The 14242-nt window shown below is 39.7% G+C and carries 11 protein-coding genes; 8 read left to right on the top strand and 3 right to left on the bottom strand.

What is annotated here, in order from left to right; all coding sequences use genetic code 11:
- Positions 1–36: 36 nt before the first annotated feature.
- Both F9802_RS08740 and nhaC read right to left on the bottom strand, forming a co-directional pair.
- A complete protein-coding gene (locus F9802_RS08740) occupies positions 37–1236 on the bottom strand; it encodes a M20 family metallopeptidase (RefSeq protein WP_152151001.1) in 1200 nt (399 codons plus the stop codon).
- Positions 1237–1340: 104 nt separating this feature from the next.
- The gene (gene nhaC / locus F9802_RS08735) at positions 1341–2759 is read right to left on the bottom strand and encodes a Na+/H+ antiporter NhaC (protein ID WP_152150998.1); all 1419 of its coding nucleotides are present in this window, start codon (positions 2757–2759) and stop codon (positions 1341–1343) included.
- Between the two features lie 617 nt (positions 2760–3376).
- On the opposite strand from nhaC, the gene F9802_RS08730 reads away from it, so the two are divergent.
- Together F9802_RS08730 and F9802_RS08725 are read left to right on the top strand one after the other, a co-directional pair.
- On the top strand, positions 3377–4294 hold the full coding sequence (locus F9802_RS08730; RefSeq protein ID WP_152150996.1) for a LysR family transcriptional regulator: 918 nt from the start codon (positions 3377–3379) through the stop codon (positions 4292–4294).
- Between the two features lie 480 nt (positions 4295–4774).
- On the top strand, positions 4775–5170 hold the full coding sequence (locus F9802_RS08725) for a secondary thiamine-phosphate synthase enzyme YjbQ (RefSeq protein WP_152150994.1): 396 nt from the start codon (positions 4775–4777) through the stop codon (positions 5168–5170).
- 80 nt (positions 5171–5250) lie between these two features.
- Here F9802_RS08725 and F9802_RS20230 read toward each other — a convergent pair whose 3' ends face one another.
- On the bottom strand, positions 5251–5445 hold the full coding sequence (locus tag F9802_RS20230; protein WP_225435276.1) for a YppG family protein: 195 nt from the start codon (positions 5443–5445) through the stop codon (positions 5251–5253).
- Positions 5446–6456: 1011 nt separating this feature from the next.
- Here F9802_RS20230 and F9802_RS08715 point away from each other — a divergent pair.
- The 6 genes from F9802_RS08715 to F9802_RS08690 all read left to right on the top strand — a co-directional run bounded on the left by F9802_RS08715 (position 6457) and on the right by F9802_RS08690 (position 13950).
- Positions 6457–7851 carry a purine-cytosine permease family protein gene (locus F9802_RS08715; RefSeq protein WP_152150990.1) on the top strand — a complete coding sequence of 465 codons (1395 nt, stop codon included), beginning with the start codon at positions 6457–6459 and terminating at the stop codon, positions 7849–7851.
- A 78-nt stretch (positions 7852–7929) separates the two neighbouring features.
- A complete protein-coding gene (locus tag F9802_RS08710) occupies positions 7930–8709 on the top strand; it encodes an SDR family NAD(P)-dependent oxidoreductase (RefSeq protein ID WP_152150988.1) in 780 nt (259 codons plus the stop codon).
- A 170-nt stretch (positions 8710–8879) separates the two neighbouring features.
- A complete protein-coding gene (locus F9802_RS08705) occupies positions 8880–9632 on the top strand; it encodes a 3-oxoacyl-ACP reductase family protein (RefSeq protein ID WP_152150986.1) in 753 nt (250 codons plus the stop codon).
- A gap of 74 nt (positions 9633–9706) precedes the next feature.
- A complete protein-coding gene (locus tag F9802_RS08700; RefSeq protein ID WP_152150984.1) occupies positions 9707–10669 on the top strand; it encodes a cyclase family protein in 963 nt (320 codons plus the stop codon).
- A gap of 21 nt (positions 10670–10690) precedes the next feature.
- On the top strand, positions 10691–12094 hold the full coding sequence (locus F9802_RS08695) for an amidase (protein WP_225435253.1): 1404 nt from the start codon (positions 10691–10693) through the stop codon (positions 12092–12094).
- A 107-nt stretch (positions 12095–12201) separates the two neighbouring features.
- Positions 12202–13950: a sigma-54 interaction domain-containing protein gene (locus tag F9802_RS08690; protein ID WP_191991812.1), complete on the top strand. Its 1749-nt coding sequence runs from the start codon at positions 12202–12204 to the stop codon at positions 13948–13950.
- Positions 13951–14242: the final 292 nt, after the last annotated feature.

The raw sequence follows: 14242 nt of genomic DNA, 5'->3' as shown, positions 1-14242 counted from the left end.
GCAAAAATGATATGCATGGTACTCTGTTTTATTAATTTATAATTTTGATTCTCTAACAAATAGCAAAATGGAATTAGCTAATAGCTTCATTCTTGGGATAAAAGTGTCAAGTTCCATATATTCGTCCACCGCATGCCAGTTCCCACCGACGGGACCCATCCCACATATGGTCGGAACGCCTAACGAAGCAGTGAAGCCTGCATCTGCGGCGCCTTTCGTCCGTTGCTCAGTTATTGTTAAATTTAAGACTTCAGCAGCTTTTTGAACAACATTGTACATTTTTGAAACACCTTCGTGCTTTTCCATTGGCTGTATGCCAATTCCGCCTGTTAGTTTACTTTTTGTTCCTGGGATATACGGTGTTGCAACAATTTCTTTAATTTGATCATAAAGCTCGTTAAAATCTTCTTCTGACCAGAAGGCAGAGTGGATTGTAGCAACAGCGTAGGGAGACACCATATTATTACTTATTCCTCCTTCAATTTTTCCAAAGTTTACAGTCGTCCCTTTTTTATCATCCATTAGCTGTTTTATTTTAACCATTTTTAAAGCGAGTTCGTCGTTAGCACTAATACCATCTTCTATGAAAGCTCCGGCATGGGCTGCTCTTCCTTCAATTTCAATCTTCATGTGAGCAGAGCCTTTTCTTGATGTAACGATTGACCCATCTGGTCGAGCGGCTTCTAAGTTAAACACAGCAAGAGCATCTTTGGCTCTCTCTGCAATCACATTTCTTGATATAGGGGAGCCGATCTCTTCTTCGGGTGTAAATAGTAATTCAATGTCACACATTTCTTCGTATGCAAACTCTTGTAAGGCAATGGCGGCATTAATCATGGATACAAGGCCTGCTTTCATATCAGATACGCCTGGCCCACGCAACAGATTTCCTTCAATCTTAAAAGGGCGTTGTAAGGTTGTACCCGGCGGATGAGGGGTATCTTGATGCCCCATTAATAAGATTTTTCCTTGTTTTTTTCCTTTAATCACGGCAATAATGTGATCCCCAAACTCCCCATTCTCACGGATCTCATAAGGGATTCCGGAATCTTCTAGTCTCTTGCGGATAACTGCTCCAACTCTATTAACTCCGTCTTTATCGTAGGAGAAACTATCAATATTAACGATTTCTTCAAGGAATCTTAAAGCATTTTCTTTTTGGCTATCCAAGTAATTATTGATTTTTTGTAACACGGCATCTTCTGTGTAACAATCTTCTTTAAGAAGCTTTTCCATGCTTAACCCTCCTAATTTTATTCCAAACAATTCTTTCAATAACAGAGAAGGTGATGATCCCAATTACAAGGCTTGCCGGCCTAGTAGGGACCCGCGCGTATATTTCACCCATGAAGGACAGCTTCCTTCTTCATATTGTCCTTAATAACTTCGGGATCTGCCTTAGCAATGCCAAACCCTGTAAAAATGTAAATAAGGGCAAATACAACTGCCAGATAGACCACTGGGGTATAGAGAATAAATTGGCCAGTTGGAACATTCAAAGTGCTTGCGATAAAGACACCTGTTGTACTCCAAGGAATCGCTGGTCCAAAAGCGGAACCTGAATCTTCAAGTGTTCTCGATAAGTTTTTTCGATGAAGGCCATATTTATCATACAATGGTGCAAGCATTGGCCCGAATACTGAAAACGATACGTACCAACTACCAGTTATTGTATAAAAGAGACCGTGTATAGATAGACAAGACGCCATCATTGTTTTCCCCGTTTTAGCTACTTTTACGATCTTTTCCAAGATAACTTGAACGACTCCCGATGTTCTCAGTGGGGCACCAAACAAAGCTGCAGCAAATATGACAGCCACTGTACTATACATGCTCGATAATCCGCCTTGCTGTAACATTTCATTGACGATTTTCACATTTGTTGTATCCGTAAAACCATTGTTAAGTGTATTAGCTATTTCTAAAAGATCTCTACCTTGAAAGAACACTGCCAATATACAACCTAGCAAAATTCCAATTCCAAAAACAGGTAAAGTCGGTTTCTGTTTAAAAATTAAGAACAATACGATCAGAGGGGGTAACAAGAGGATTGGACTTAAGTTAAAATTCGCCTCCAGTGTAGACATGATTAATTCTATATTTTTCGTATTTTGGACTTGTTCGTCTAACTGAAAACCTAAGATGATATAAAGAATTAAGGAAATAACAAAACAAGGTATGGTCGTGTACATCAAATGTTTAATGTGTTCAACAATGTTCACTTCCGTTAAAGCAGCTGCCATAATAGTTCCATCAGAAAGTGGTGACAGTTTATCACCAAAGTAAGCTCCTGCCACAATCGCTCCGGCGCTATAATGAGGAGGGATCCCAAATCCGATTGAAACACCCATAAGAGCGACACCAATGGTACCAATCGTCCCCCAGGAAGTTCCTGTCATTAAAGACATTAAAGCGCATGCCAGAGCGGCGGCAACCAAAAATATCGATGGTTTTAAAATTAACAAACCATAATATATGATGACAGGGATCGTGCCTGCTAACATCCAGGCTCCAATTAACATCCCGACACCAAACATAATCAAAATAGGAAGCAACACCTTTCGCAGGGTATCGATAATATCGTTTTCGATGTCCTCCCATTTAAACCCCCACAATAGTGAGAGAATAATAGCCGCTATTCCTGCAGTGATAAGTACAATCGCTGCAGGAGCTTTAACGAACAGTAAGCCTGCAAAGATAATTAGAATTGAAACGATCAATAGTGTAATTGCTTTCGTTAATGAGATTGAATTCTTCATCGCTTTGTCCTCCTTTTAGTTAAATAGCTTCTCGGAATTTGCCGATTCAGGTGGGGAAAGGGGCTCATCCAATTTTCATTCCTCCTGCATGGGGAGGAGAAATTTTGGTGACCACTTGCTTATGGCAAAAAACACTTATGGAACGCCATGTTCAACTGCGAAATACGTTTGTACCTTTGTCAATAAAAAACCAACGTTTATCATTGATAGATAACCTCCAGCTCACTATTTTTGATTAACACATTGCTCAATAACCTCTATAATTTTAATTGGATTACTTTTAGCTAAAGATAAAATTTGCAAGCGTTTTCAAAATTAAAAATTAATAGCAATTTTTATGCGTCGCCGAAAGACTCTTCTCTTCACTGGTGAATCAGGTGCTTTCAAGCTTTCTTGTCCTATGACCGAAGAACATCACGGATTTAGATTATTTTTTGAATAATGTTTTAATTCAGAACTTTATGTTTTTATATTAACTTGGTTTTTTATAAATGTAAAATATATATATTATCTATTATTTATACACGATATGTATATAATGGAATTAATCTAGTTACATTCATTATTGAAAGTGCATTAATAGAGAATTGGAAATTAAGGGGAGGGATTTTGAGACTGTGGATATACAAAAACTTCGTTACTTCGTCGAAATTGTAGAAAAAGGTTCTTTAACAAAAGCAGCAATTGCACTAAATATGACACAACCTCCTTTAAGTTCTGTCATTAAAAAGCTAGAGTTGGAATTAGGAGTTCAATTATTCGACAGAAGAGGGAAAAGGTTAATTCTTACAGATACGGGTCGGTTGCTTTACAATCGTGCAAAAAATCTTATTGCTTCCGCTGATACAATTATGAATGAGTTGGTCGAACAAAATAAAGGCTTAAAAGGGCAGGTTGCTGTTGGTTGTTCAACTAATGCCAATCTAACTATTATTCCAAAGGTGGTACAAAGAATAAATGATACATCAAATATTGTCATTAACGTAAAAGAAGGTAACACATCTTACATATTAGATGAATTAAGAAATCATAAGTTAGATGTTGGTATCGTTAGAAATGTGTTTAAAAAGGATGATTTGCATAATGAAATACTATTCACTGAGCCATTAATGCTAGCTCTTCCTCCTAATCATAGATTATTACGGAAAAAAAGGGATGTAAGGATAGAAGATCTAAAGGACGAGAAGTTTTTATTACAGGCTACTACTTTTGGACATGGAATTTCAGAAATAATTATTGAGGAATGTCAAGCGAGCGGTTTCTTTCCAAATGTTATATATTGGGGGACAGAAACTTTGCCAATGTTGAATATGGTGCAAATGGGTCTAGGAATTGCCTTTTTACCAAAATCCTTCCTGAAACTAGAAAGCTTTAATTTTCCGCCTATAGTTGAAATAGAAGATTCTAGATTAGTCATCAAAATAAGTCTCGTTACATTTAAAGATAGAATTCATAAAGCTTCTACAGATAAATTTTTAGAAATTACCAAAGGGGTAATTGATGATATGTATGACTTCACAGAACTTTATTCTTAAAGAACTGGCAACGTTAACATTATTGTTGTGATGGTCGTTATACAAAGAAAAAAGTAACCGCCTAGCCTCCGACCAAAGAGTAAGGTAGTTACATTTTTTCTAAATACTACTTATTCGCTTTTAGACCAGCCGCTCTTCATGCGGCATGTAGTTGCTTTGATCGAGTGTGAGCCGCCAAAGTATAATGTTAAATAGGTTAAGTGTTCATTTATCTTGAATTTTGTAAAAAGGCTCTTTTCTAAAAGATTGTTGCTTTTAAAACGAAAACTGTTGAAGGTTGATTGGAGCGGAAGTGCGAGACTCCTGCGGGAGAAGCGGGACAGGTGAGACCCCACAGGCGTTTACGCCGAGGAGGCTCACCGCCCGCCCCGCGGAAAGCGAGCAACTGCAGCGGAAATCAACCAATCCGCACTACTTGGTAAATAGCAACAAACTTTACGAAAACAGCCTGTAAAAAACAGTGAGGAAAGGAAGAAAAACATGCTCAAAACATTCACTTTAAAAACGAACAATCGTGATCAAATGATCGATGTCACTCAACAAGTACAGGATTTCATTATGGAAAAGGGCATACGGGACGGAGCAGCCGTTGTTTATTGTCCTCACACAACAGCTGGCATTACGATTAATGAAAATGCCGATCCAGACGTAAAACGTGATATGATCCGGCGCTTTGATGAAGTTTATCCGTGGGAACATGAGCTGGATCGGCACGCGGAAGGCAATACCGCGGCACATATGAAAGCAAGTACAGTGGGTGCGTCGCAGCATGTCATTATAACTGAAGGTCGTTTGCTTTTAGGGACGTGGCAAGGAATTTATTTTTGTGAATTTGATGGACCGCGTACTCGCACCTTTTACGTGAAAATCGTATAAGGGCTCAATAAAGCAAAGAGGAGAAAAGCGCTAAGCAGCTTTTCTCTTTTTTTTTTACCTTCCAGTTAAAAGGGGGCATGTTATTTTTTCATGAACATGGAGATCATTGGACTTATCTGACTTTGTATTTTATTAATTTGCTGCGCAGCGGCTACAATCTTTTCTATGTCCAGATTCCCATCAGAGTTTTGAAACAGGGACATGAAATTTGCTGCAGATGGACTTTGTCGGCCTTGAAATGGTCTACGCGGGGGAACAGAGCGATACGGGGGCATTGGTCGTCGTCTTGGTCCCATAGGAAACATACACATAACACCTCTTTTCTTTAATCCCTACTACATATTATTCACTGGAACGATTTCTGAAAGGATGTATGTCCTAAATTATAAAATTTGTAAAAGGTATAGGAACATTTATTTAAATTCCACAAATGGTGTTAGATGAAATGAGCATTATTCGAACGGATGAGTGGTTACTCGATTCATATCATAAGCCGATCGAAATATGTGAAAAAATAAAGAATTATTTTAATGGTGTTTCAGCTGCTAAAATCTATGGTTACTATATGGATTGCGTTTATACCCAAAAATGGCCGGGTATTGTGTCGAATGCTACTTAGTTAAAAATTGTATGGGGAAAACGGATTAACTTGCAAGGATCTAATGAATGAACGATCTGAAAGAATGGCTAAAATTGAACCCTCTTTATAAGCGTGGAATGATATTCAAACTAAGTTGTAATAGAAGCTTTAACAATGGTCGTTTTTAAGGTTAGATGCTATTTATGCGGCATGTGGCTGCTTGGATCGGGTGCTGGCCGTACTCGATCTTTTTTTATCCGTCAAAAAGCTTATCCACCGTCGGAATATCAGCGGGTGCCCATTCTAGTGAGGGAGGGGCACCTATTTTAATTTGGTATGTTTTTTTCATAAAACCCTGCTCCTCCCACTACTTAAGTTTCTTATTTTTTCAAAATGAATTCAGTTTCCTTATTTAATCTAACACACGACAAGTCCGCGCTGCAGCTCGGGGATGCTTAGAAAGACGAGTCGTTTGATGGAAAGTTTAATAAATGAATAAATAGTATTTTTCGGAACTTAAAGGTCTCTTTTTCTCTTTTTAGGATTAGAAGAGAAGGAAGACTATTTATACAAAAATGGTTTGAAATAGCATTTTGAAGGCTTTGAACAAATTTTTGAAAATTGGCACAATAATTGCAAATCGTTAAATGTATACTGATTTTCCAGTTGAATTGGTCAAGAACATTCAAAAAGGAGTGAGAAGCAGATGGCGGGAACTTATAGCCCTCCTTCTACAGAAGGAAAAGAAGAAGACTTTACTCTTGAAAAAGTACCAGAGCATGCGAAGACAATGAAGTGGGGAAGCCTGGTGAACACGACCATTGGCATTGCGACAGCGATGGTTTTTATGCAGATGGGCAGTATGATGGCGATGCGTTTCGGCTCTATGAACGCGTTAGTCGCAGAAATTTATGCCACGGTATTAACGACGATCCTTGGTGTTGGCATTTGCTATTACTCAGCAAAGTCGGGAATGAACGTGAACTTAATGGCTCGTGGCGGCGGATTTGGGTACATTGGTGCGTCTGTTACATCTATTATTTACGCTTCAAACTTCATTATGTATTGCGCAATTGAAGGAGCGATTATGGCATCTGCTGTACACGCGTATTTGCCTATCGTTCCAGTGCAAGTGTATATGATTTTCTTTGGGCTGGCTGTTATCCCGTTAAATTGGTTTGGTATTAAGCAGCTGGACAAATTACAAAAGTGGTCACTGCCTATCTATCTCGTATTGTTAGGGGCCGCAATTTTTCTCTCATTTAAAATGGTACCTAAATATGAAGGTAGTATTTTTTCATTTCTTCCAGAAGGACAGGAATTTGGCGGAGCAAGTTTACTAGCCTGTATCGGGATTATGAATGGGCTTGTTGGCATTTTGCCGCTTGTAATGACGGACTATGCCCGCTTTATAAAAAAGGATGAGCTGAAAATTGGTGTATTTATGGTAGGGTTTGTTCCTATGCTCATCTCTTTTTTTATAAGCGGTTTAATTGGAATTTATTTTGGCGTACGTTTTGCTGAAGAAAACCCGGGTATTTATTTCGTGCAAATTTTAGGAATTGGCGGAGCGATGTTTACCATTTTAACGCAGCTCCGAATAAACATTAACAATCTTTATAGTGGATCATTATCGCTTGCGAGCTTTTTTGAAAACGTATTCAAATTTAAGCCGAATCGAACATTTTGGGTAGTAGTGGTAGCCTTAGCGGCCATTGGACTAATGCTTTTGAATGTACTTGATTATTTAGGGGCGCTTTTAACATTTCAAGGTGTATTTTTGTTTGCATGGGTATCCATTATTTTAACAGATGCAGTGATCGTCAAACGTCTGTTGAAAATAGGTCCGCCTTATTTTGAATATAGACAGAAATATTTGTATGCGTGGAATCCAGTAGGCGTCGTTTCGTTAGTTGTTTCAAGCTTTATCGGTACACTTGCCGCTTTTAATTACTTCGGACAATTTTTCACAAATACATCTGCCTTTTTGTCAGGAATCATCGCTTCTTTGCTTTATATTGCTTTAGCAATAGCGACTAAAGGAAGGTATTACATGAAACAGAAAGCCGAAGATGTTCTTGAAGATGATCACATTGCTTAAATATCGATGGTTTAGTTTTATATATGCCTACTTATAGAAGGGGTAATAAATTTTTTACTATACGACGGAGGAGAGAACATGGATTTAAAAAATAAAATTGCTATTGTGACGGGAGCCGGCTCAGGGATCGGCAAATCTATTGCAAAGACATTCGCAAAAGCGGGAGCGACGGTTGTCATTGCAGAAATAAACGAGGAAAATGGCCGAAATACAGCAATGGAAATGAAGGAAGAAGGATATCCTTCCATGTATTTGAACACTGATGTTTCTTCATCAGCAAGCGTTCAATCAATGATTGAACAAACGAATGATCAATTTGGCCGTCTCGATATTTTAGTTAATAATGCCGGATTGGAATACTTTACAACGATTGAAGAAACGACTGAAGAGCAATGGTCTAAAACGATGGATGTCAATCTTAAAGGCGTATTTCTCGGTATAAAGCATGCTATCCCGATGATGAAAAAACAAGGACAAGGCAGCATCATCAATATTGCCTCAGTTGCCGGTCTTTCTGCTTGGCCGGGATTGGGTGTTTATTCTGCAGCTAAAGGTGGGGTTGTGCAATTAACGAAAGCAGCGGCGGTCGAAAATGGAAAATACGGTATTCGTGTAAATAGCATTTCACCCGGAGCCATTCGAACGCCTTTACTGGAGGAACAATATATTGGATCTACAAATGATCCCGCTGCACTCGAAGCAGAACTATTAAAGCGTAATCCGTTGAAACGTTTCGGTATGCCTGATGATATTGCGGAAGCAGCTCTTTATTTAGCAGGAGAGCGGTCTCAGTTTGTGAACGGGCATTCCTTAGTTGTTGATGGGGGGCTTACTTCGTTTGTCGGAGAGCTTATTTAAGGAAGAGAAGAAATGAACTTAAAGGTCCAAAAAAATATAAAAAGTGAATTTAATGAACTTGTTAGACATTGTGTAGATTGTAAAATATCAACTTATTTTTCAATAGGATAAATAAATTTATTTTAATTGGTAAATATCGAGAAAAAAGATGTAAAAGCGGAGGGGTTTCTATGAAACTAGCAGGAAAAAAAGCGTTAATAACTGGAGGAGCAACGGGGATTGGCCGCGGCATTGCGGATGCGTTTGCGAGAGAAGGGGCTGATATCGCTATAAATTATTTTGGCAAGGAAGAAGAAGCGATTTCTGTTCAAAAAGAGTTAGCAGCTGAGTATGGGGTTACTGTTGTACTGATTGAGGCTGATATAACAGATGAAAACCAAGTGGAAGAAATGATAACTACAGCTGTCAATGAGCTCGGAAGAATTGATATTTTGGTTAATAGCGCGGGAATTCTCAATCAAATGCTCCTGAAAGATATGACCGTAAAAGATTGGGATCAAATGATTAAAGTGAATCTGCGGGGGCCGTTCCTTTGTACAAAATCTATCTTGCCTCATATGTTGAAAAATAATTATGGGCGTATCATTAATATTGCTTCTCAGCTTGGTCAAATCGGGGGAGTGGAACTATCTCATTATTGTGCAGCAAAGGCGGGAGTAATTGGATTTACAAAGTCAGTAGCTCGGGAAGTGGGGCAATACGGAATTAACATTAATTGTATTGCGCCAGGTCCGATTGAAACAAGCATGATTAAAAACTTAGATCATAATTGGAAAGAACAAAAAGGAAAATCCCTTCCGATTCCCCGTTTCGGGTTAGTGGAAGAAGTGGCGCCGACAGCAGTGATGCTTGCTTCTGATCCAGATGGAAACTTATACACGGGGCAGACGCTGGGGCCGAACTCAGGCGATGTTATGTTGTAAATCATAAGAGATGGCATGTATATTGCATATATAAAGTATATTTTAATTTTTTAAAAATTCAGGGGGGTTAGAAAATGTGTGATTTCCATCTTCAATTAAAACCAGGTAAATTTGAACATCAACGTCAATTAAAAGTAAGTAAAAGTCCTTGGGGACCGGATGATGAGATAGGGAGATTAAATTTAATTACGACAGAATCGAAGGAAAAAGTGCTTTCATCTATTGATCAAACGAAAACATTTGATTTGACTGTTAATTATTTTATGGGGATGCCGTCATGGTCCGCCGCTGGGGATCCACCTTATCAAATTTGGATGACACATACACCGACAGGAAACGTGAACGACAATTTGCTGAACGTATCAAAAGAAAGCAAAGAATTGATCAGCTATTCAGGTGATGCCATTTCTATGTACACGCACTGCGGTACCCATATTGATACATTTAACCACTTCGGTTACAGAGGAGAAATTTGGAACGAATTTAACGAGAAGGAGCATCTCGGAAGCCGTCATTGGAATAAATGTGGACCAGAAAAATTCCCAGTTATTATTGCGCGTGCCGTTATGCTTGATATTCCAGATGCGAAAGGCGTTGAAAGGCTGCCAGAATCTTATGGAATTGGGAAAGCAGATCTTCAAGATGCAATGGATAAGCAAGGAGTATCCATTGAAGAAGGGGATATCGTGATGATCAGAACTGGCCAAATGACTGTTTGGCCGGACCGCGATAAATATTTAACAAATTCGCCGGGACTTAACGTTGAAGGTGCTGAATTTTTAGCTGGTCTCGGTGCGATGATTATTGGAGCAGATAATATTGCGCTGGAACAAAATCCGTCTCCTGAGCCGGATAACTATTTCCCTGTACACACTTACTTATTCTCGGAAGTTGGTATTCCAATCATCGAACTATTGTGGCTGGAAGAACTGGCGAAAGAAAAAATTTACGAAGTAGGATTCGTGGGAAGAGCTATGCCGCTTGTCGGAGCGACAGGAGCACCTCTGCAGCCAATTGCATTCCCATTAAAACGATGACATAAAGGGAGCTGCATCTCGGTGGAAAAGATTGAGTATGGGGAGATATTGAACTGGGATTTAATTGCTGTATCGAAAGCGCTGCAATCTCGGCAACTATCACCTAAAGAACTGACAAAATTAATGCTGGAGCGCATTGAAGCCATCAATCCGGAGTTGAATGCTTTTATTACTGTTCTGCACGAAGAAGCAATGGCTTCTGCTGCGAAGGCAGAGGAGGAAATCATGCAAGGGACTATTAAAAGTCCCCTGCATGGCATTCCGATTGGCTTAAAAGATTTAATTTACACAAAAGGTATTCGGACGACAATGGGCTCAAAAATTTATGAGGATTTTCTGCCTGATTATGACGCTTCTGTTGTCACAAAATTAAAGGCAGCGGGCGCGATTATTGTTGGGAAATTAAATACACATGAATTCGCTTATGGCACAACAGGTGATACATCTTATTTTGGACCGGTACGCAATCCGCATGATACGGCGAAAATAACGGGCGGGTCCAGCAGCGGATCGGGAGCTGCAGTAGCCGCTCATCTATGTTATGCCGCCCTTGGAACGGATACAGGCGGTTCTATCCGTATCCCCGCGTCTTTTTGTGGTGTTGTCGGAATGAAGCCGACATTTGGAAGAGTCAGCAAATGGGGAGTGTACCCGCTTTGCCCAACGCTGGATCATGTCGGGCCGATGACTAAAACGGTAAGAGACAATGCGATGATGTTAAATGCTCTTGCTGGATATGACCCGCAAGACCCTTTTTCCGCGGCAAAAGAACCGGAAGATTTCACGGAAAAGCTGGAGGAAGGAGTGCAAGGATGCGTGATTGGTATCCCCTCTTCTTTTTTCTTCGAACAGCTGGATAGTGAGATTAAAGTGAAAATGGAGCAAGTCATCTCTATTTACAAAGATTTAGGTGCCTCGATCCGTTTTATTGAAATAGAAAATCTAGAAGAATTATCAGAGGCTCATGGTACGGTGTTAAGAAGTGAAGCGTATGCCACGCACAAACTTGATCTCGATAATAAAACGGGTCTGTGGGAAGATGAAGTGAAAGATCGTCTCCAAACAGGTGAAGATGTGAGGGCATTTGAATACTTAGAAGCGCAGGAAATAAGGAAACGGGCCATTCAATCATTCAACAAAGTATTTGAACAGGTAGATGTTCTGCTTACACCGAATACGCCGATCATGCCCCTCAATTTGTATGAGCGCGAAGTGGTGGTGAATCATAAAAAAGAACACATTTTTTCTGTTCTTAATAAATTTACGGGTCCTTCTAATTTAACGGGTTTGCCGTGTATGTCGGTTCCTTGCGGCCTTTCTAATGCAGGGCTTCCTATTGGGTTCCAGCTGACGGGCCGTGCTTTTGATGAGAGCCGTTTGTATCGTTTTGCTTACTCTTTTGAACAAGCAGTATTTAACAAATAAAGAATCGTTTTTTCAGCATCCCCAACTCATTTATATACTGAGTTGGGGATGTGTTTTTTACGGAGGAAACAGGTGATATGATAAGGTTATTAAGTGGGGGTGTCAAAATGAGCAAGGAAAAGGACGTTAACAATTTATTAGAGCAGGCACTTAAAAGTTTAAAAATAGACGTTCACATTTTCGAATCAGCATCCGGGACGAAGCCTGTCATTGATAGTGATTCACTCGTCGAGCATTCCACCAAGTTCAAGGTGGCAGATCGTGATTATACAGCCAATCTTGTCATACATAAAGAAATACTCGTATCTTTGCTGAGTCAATGTCCGGAATATTCCGATATGGAACTAGATTTAAAAACAATTCTTGATCATTGCCGGGAGGTCATCTTCGTTTCAGATGCATGCGGCAAAGCTTTACGGGTGAGCTCTTCATGGAAAGATCTTTGGAAGGCGGAAGGAAAAGACTTTTTTGAAAAAGGAGTGTTTCAAGTTGAAAAAGAAGGAGTTATTTCTCCTTCAGCCACACGGTTAGTTTCCGAGAAAAAAGAACAAGTGCAAATTGTTCAACAGACAAATACGGGCAGAACGTTAATGGTAACAGGTATCCCGATTAAAAATAGAGCCGGCGATATTCAGCGAATAATCAGCATATCGGAAGACATCACCGAAATCAGTTCATTGAAACAAGAGTTGAATAAAGAAAAGGTAAAAAACAAGCGGTTGCACGCGCTTTTATATGATAATGCAGTTCCATCACTTGTATTTAACAGCGATGCTATGAATAATGTCATGTTGATGGTTTTTAAAATTGCCAATGTTGATTCGACCGTTTTAATTACAGGGGAATCTGGGGCAGGAAAAGAAGTGATCGCTCATTATATTCATCAATGGAGCGATCGCGCAGCTAAGCCATTTATTAAAGTCAATTGCGGCTCTATTCCGGAAAACTTACTTGAATCCGAGCTTTTTGGTTACGCAAAAGGAGCTTTTACAGGTGCATTGAAAGAAGGAAAACAAGGGTTATTTGAAGCCGCTGACGGCGGAACAATTTTCTTGGACGAAATTGGGGAAATGCCTTTTTCCCTCCAAGTAAAATTACTGCGGGTGTTACAGGAACAAGAGGTTACGAGAATTGGTGAAACAACGCCAATCAAAATTAATGTACGTGTCATTACGGCAACAAACCGCAATCTTCTAGAAGAGGTAAAGCAAAAGAACTTTCGTGAAGATTTATACTACCGTCTTAATGTGGTGCCTGTTCATATCCCACCTTTGCGTGACCGCCAGGCAGATTTGCTGCCGCTCATTTTACACTTTACGGAGGAATTCAATAGGAAATTCTCTAAAACAAAGGTGTTTTCCCAAGAGGCGATTAAACATTTTTATTCCTACAACTGGCCCGGTAATATACGAGAGCTGCGCAATATCATTGAACGGCTTATCGTGATGACCGATACTGATTATTTGGAGCCCGCTCATTTGTCGTTCTTTTTAAAGCATGAGTCTAAGGAGAATGTAATGACGCAACCTTTGGAGTTGCCTAGAGGTAAAGCGGCCTCTCCTTCCCTTTTGACAACGGATAATCAGCCTTTTTCATCATTAGCTCGGCTGGCACGCCATTACCGAAAACTTGGAATTACCCATGGAGAATGGGGACTTATTTGCGCTATTTTTTCATATGAAGCAGACAATTGGACGTTCTATATATCAGAGGAAGAACTAGCTGCACACTTAGAATGCGGTACTCGCCAAATTCGTAAGTGGTTGTATTCTTTAAGGAAAAAAGAAATGCTGATCGTCGAACGCTCGTGGAAAAAAACAGGTTATAATTTCAAGCCTTTAATGGAGTTAGTTTAGAAATTGCACGTCGGTTTGTGTTATCCGATTGAAACGAACAGGCTGTCAAAACTTGCGAATGAAAACAACAGTCTTTTACTAGTTTCAGATAATAATTTCAATTCCAGCCAGATTTGGATATTCGTGTACGCCTAATTCTTTTATCATCGGGTTGCGCGCACATTTCAGTGGTTCTCGTGCATAAATCAGACGTAGACGTGCACAAATTCGCCAAATTCGTTCACCATACGGCACCGCGCTGCTAGTTGTTTTTTAAGGGCAGGCGGGACATCCTGCATATCATTTTTCTCAT

Origin of the sequence: Bacillus aerolatus (assembly GCF_009183655.1) — a bacterium.
GTDB lineage: Bacteria > Bacillota > Bacilli > Bacillales > Domibacillaceae > Pseudobacillus > Pseudobacillus aerolatus.
The sequence above is the reverse complement of the archived record's forward strand: the minus strand, read 5'-3'. Positions and strand labels throughout refer to the sequence as shown.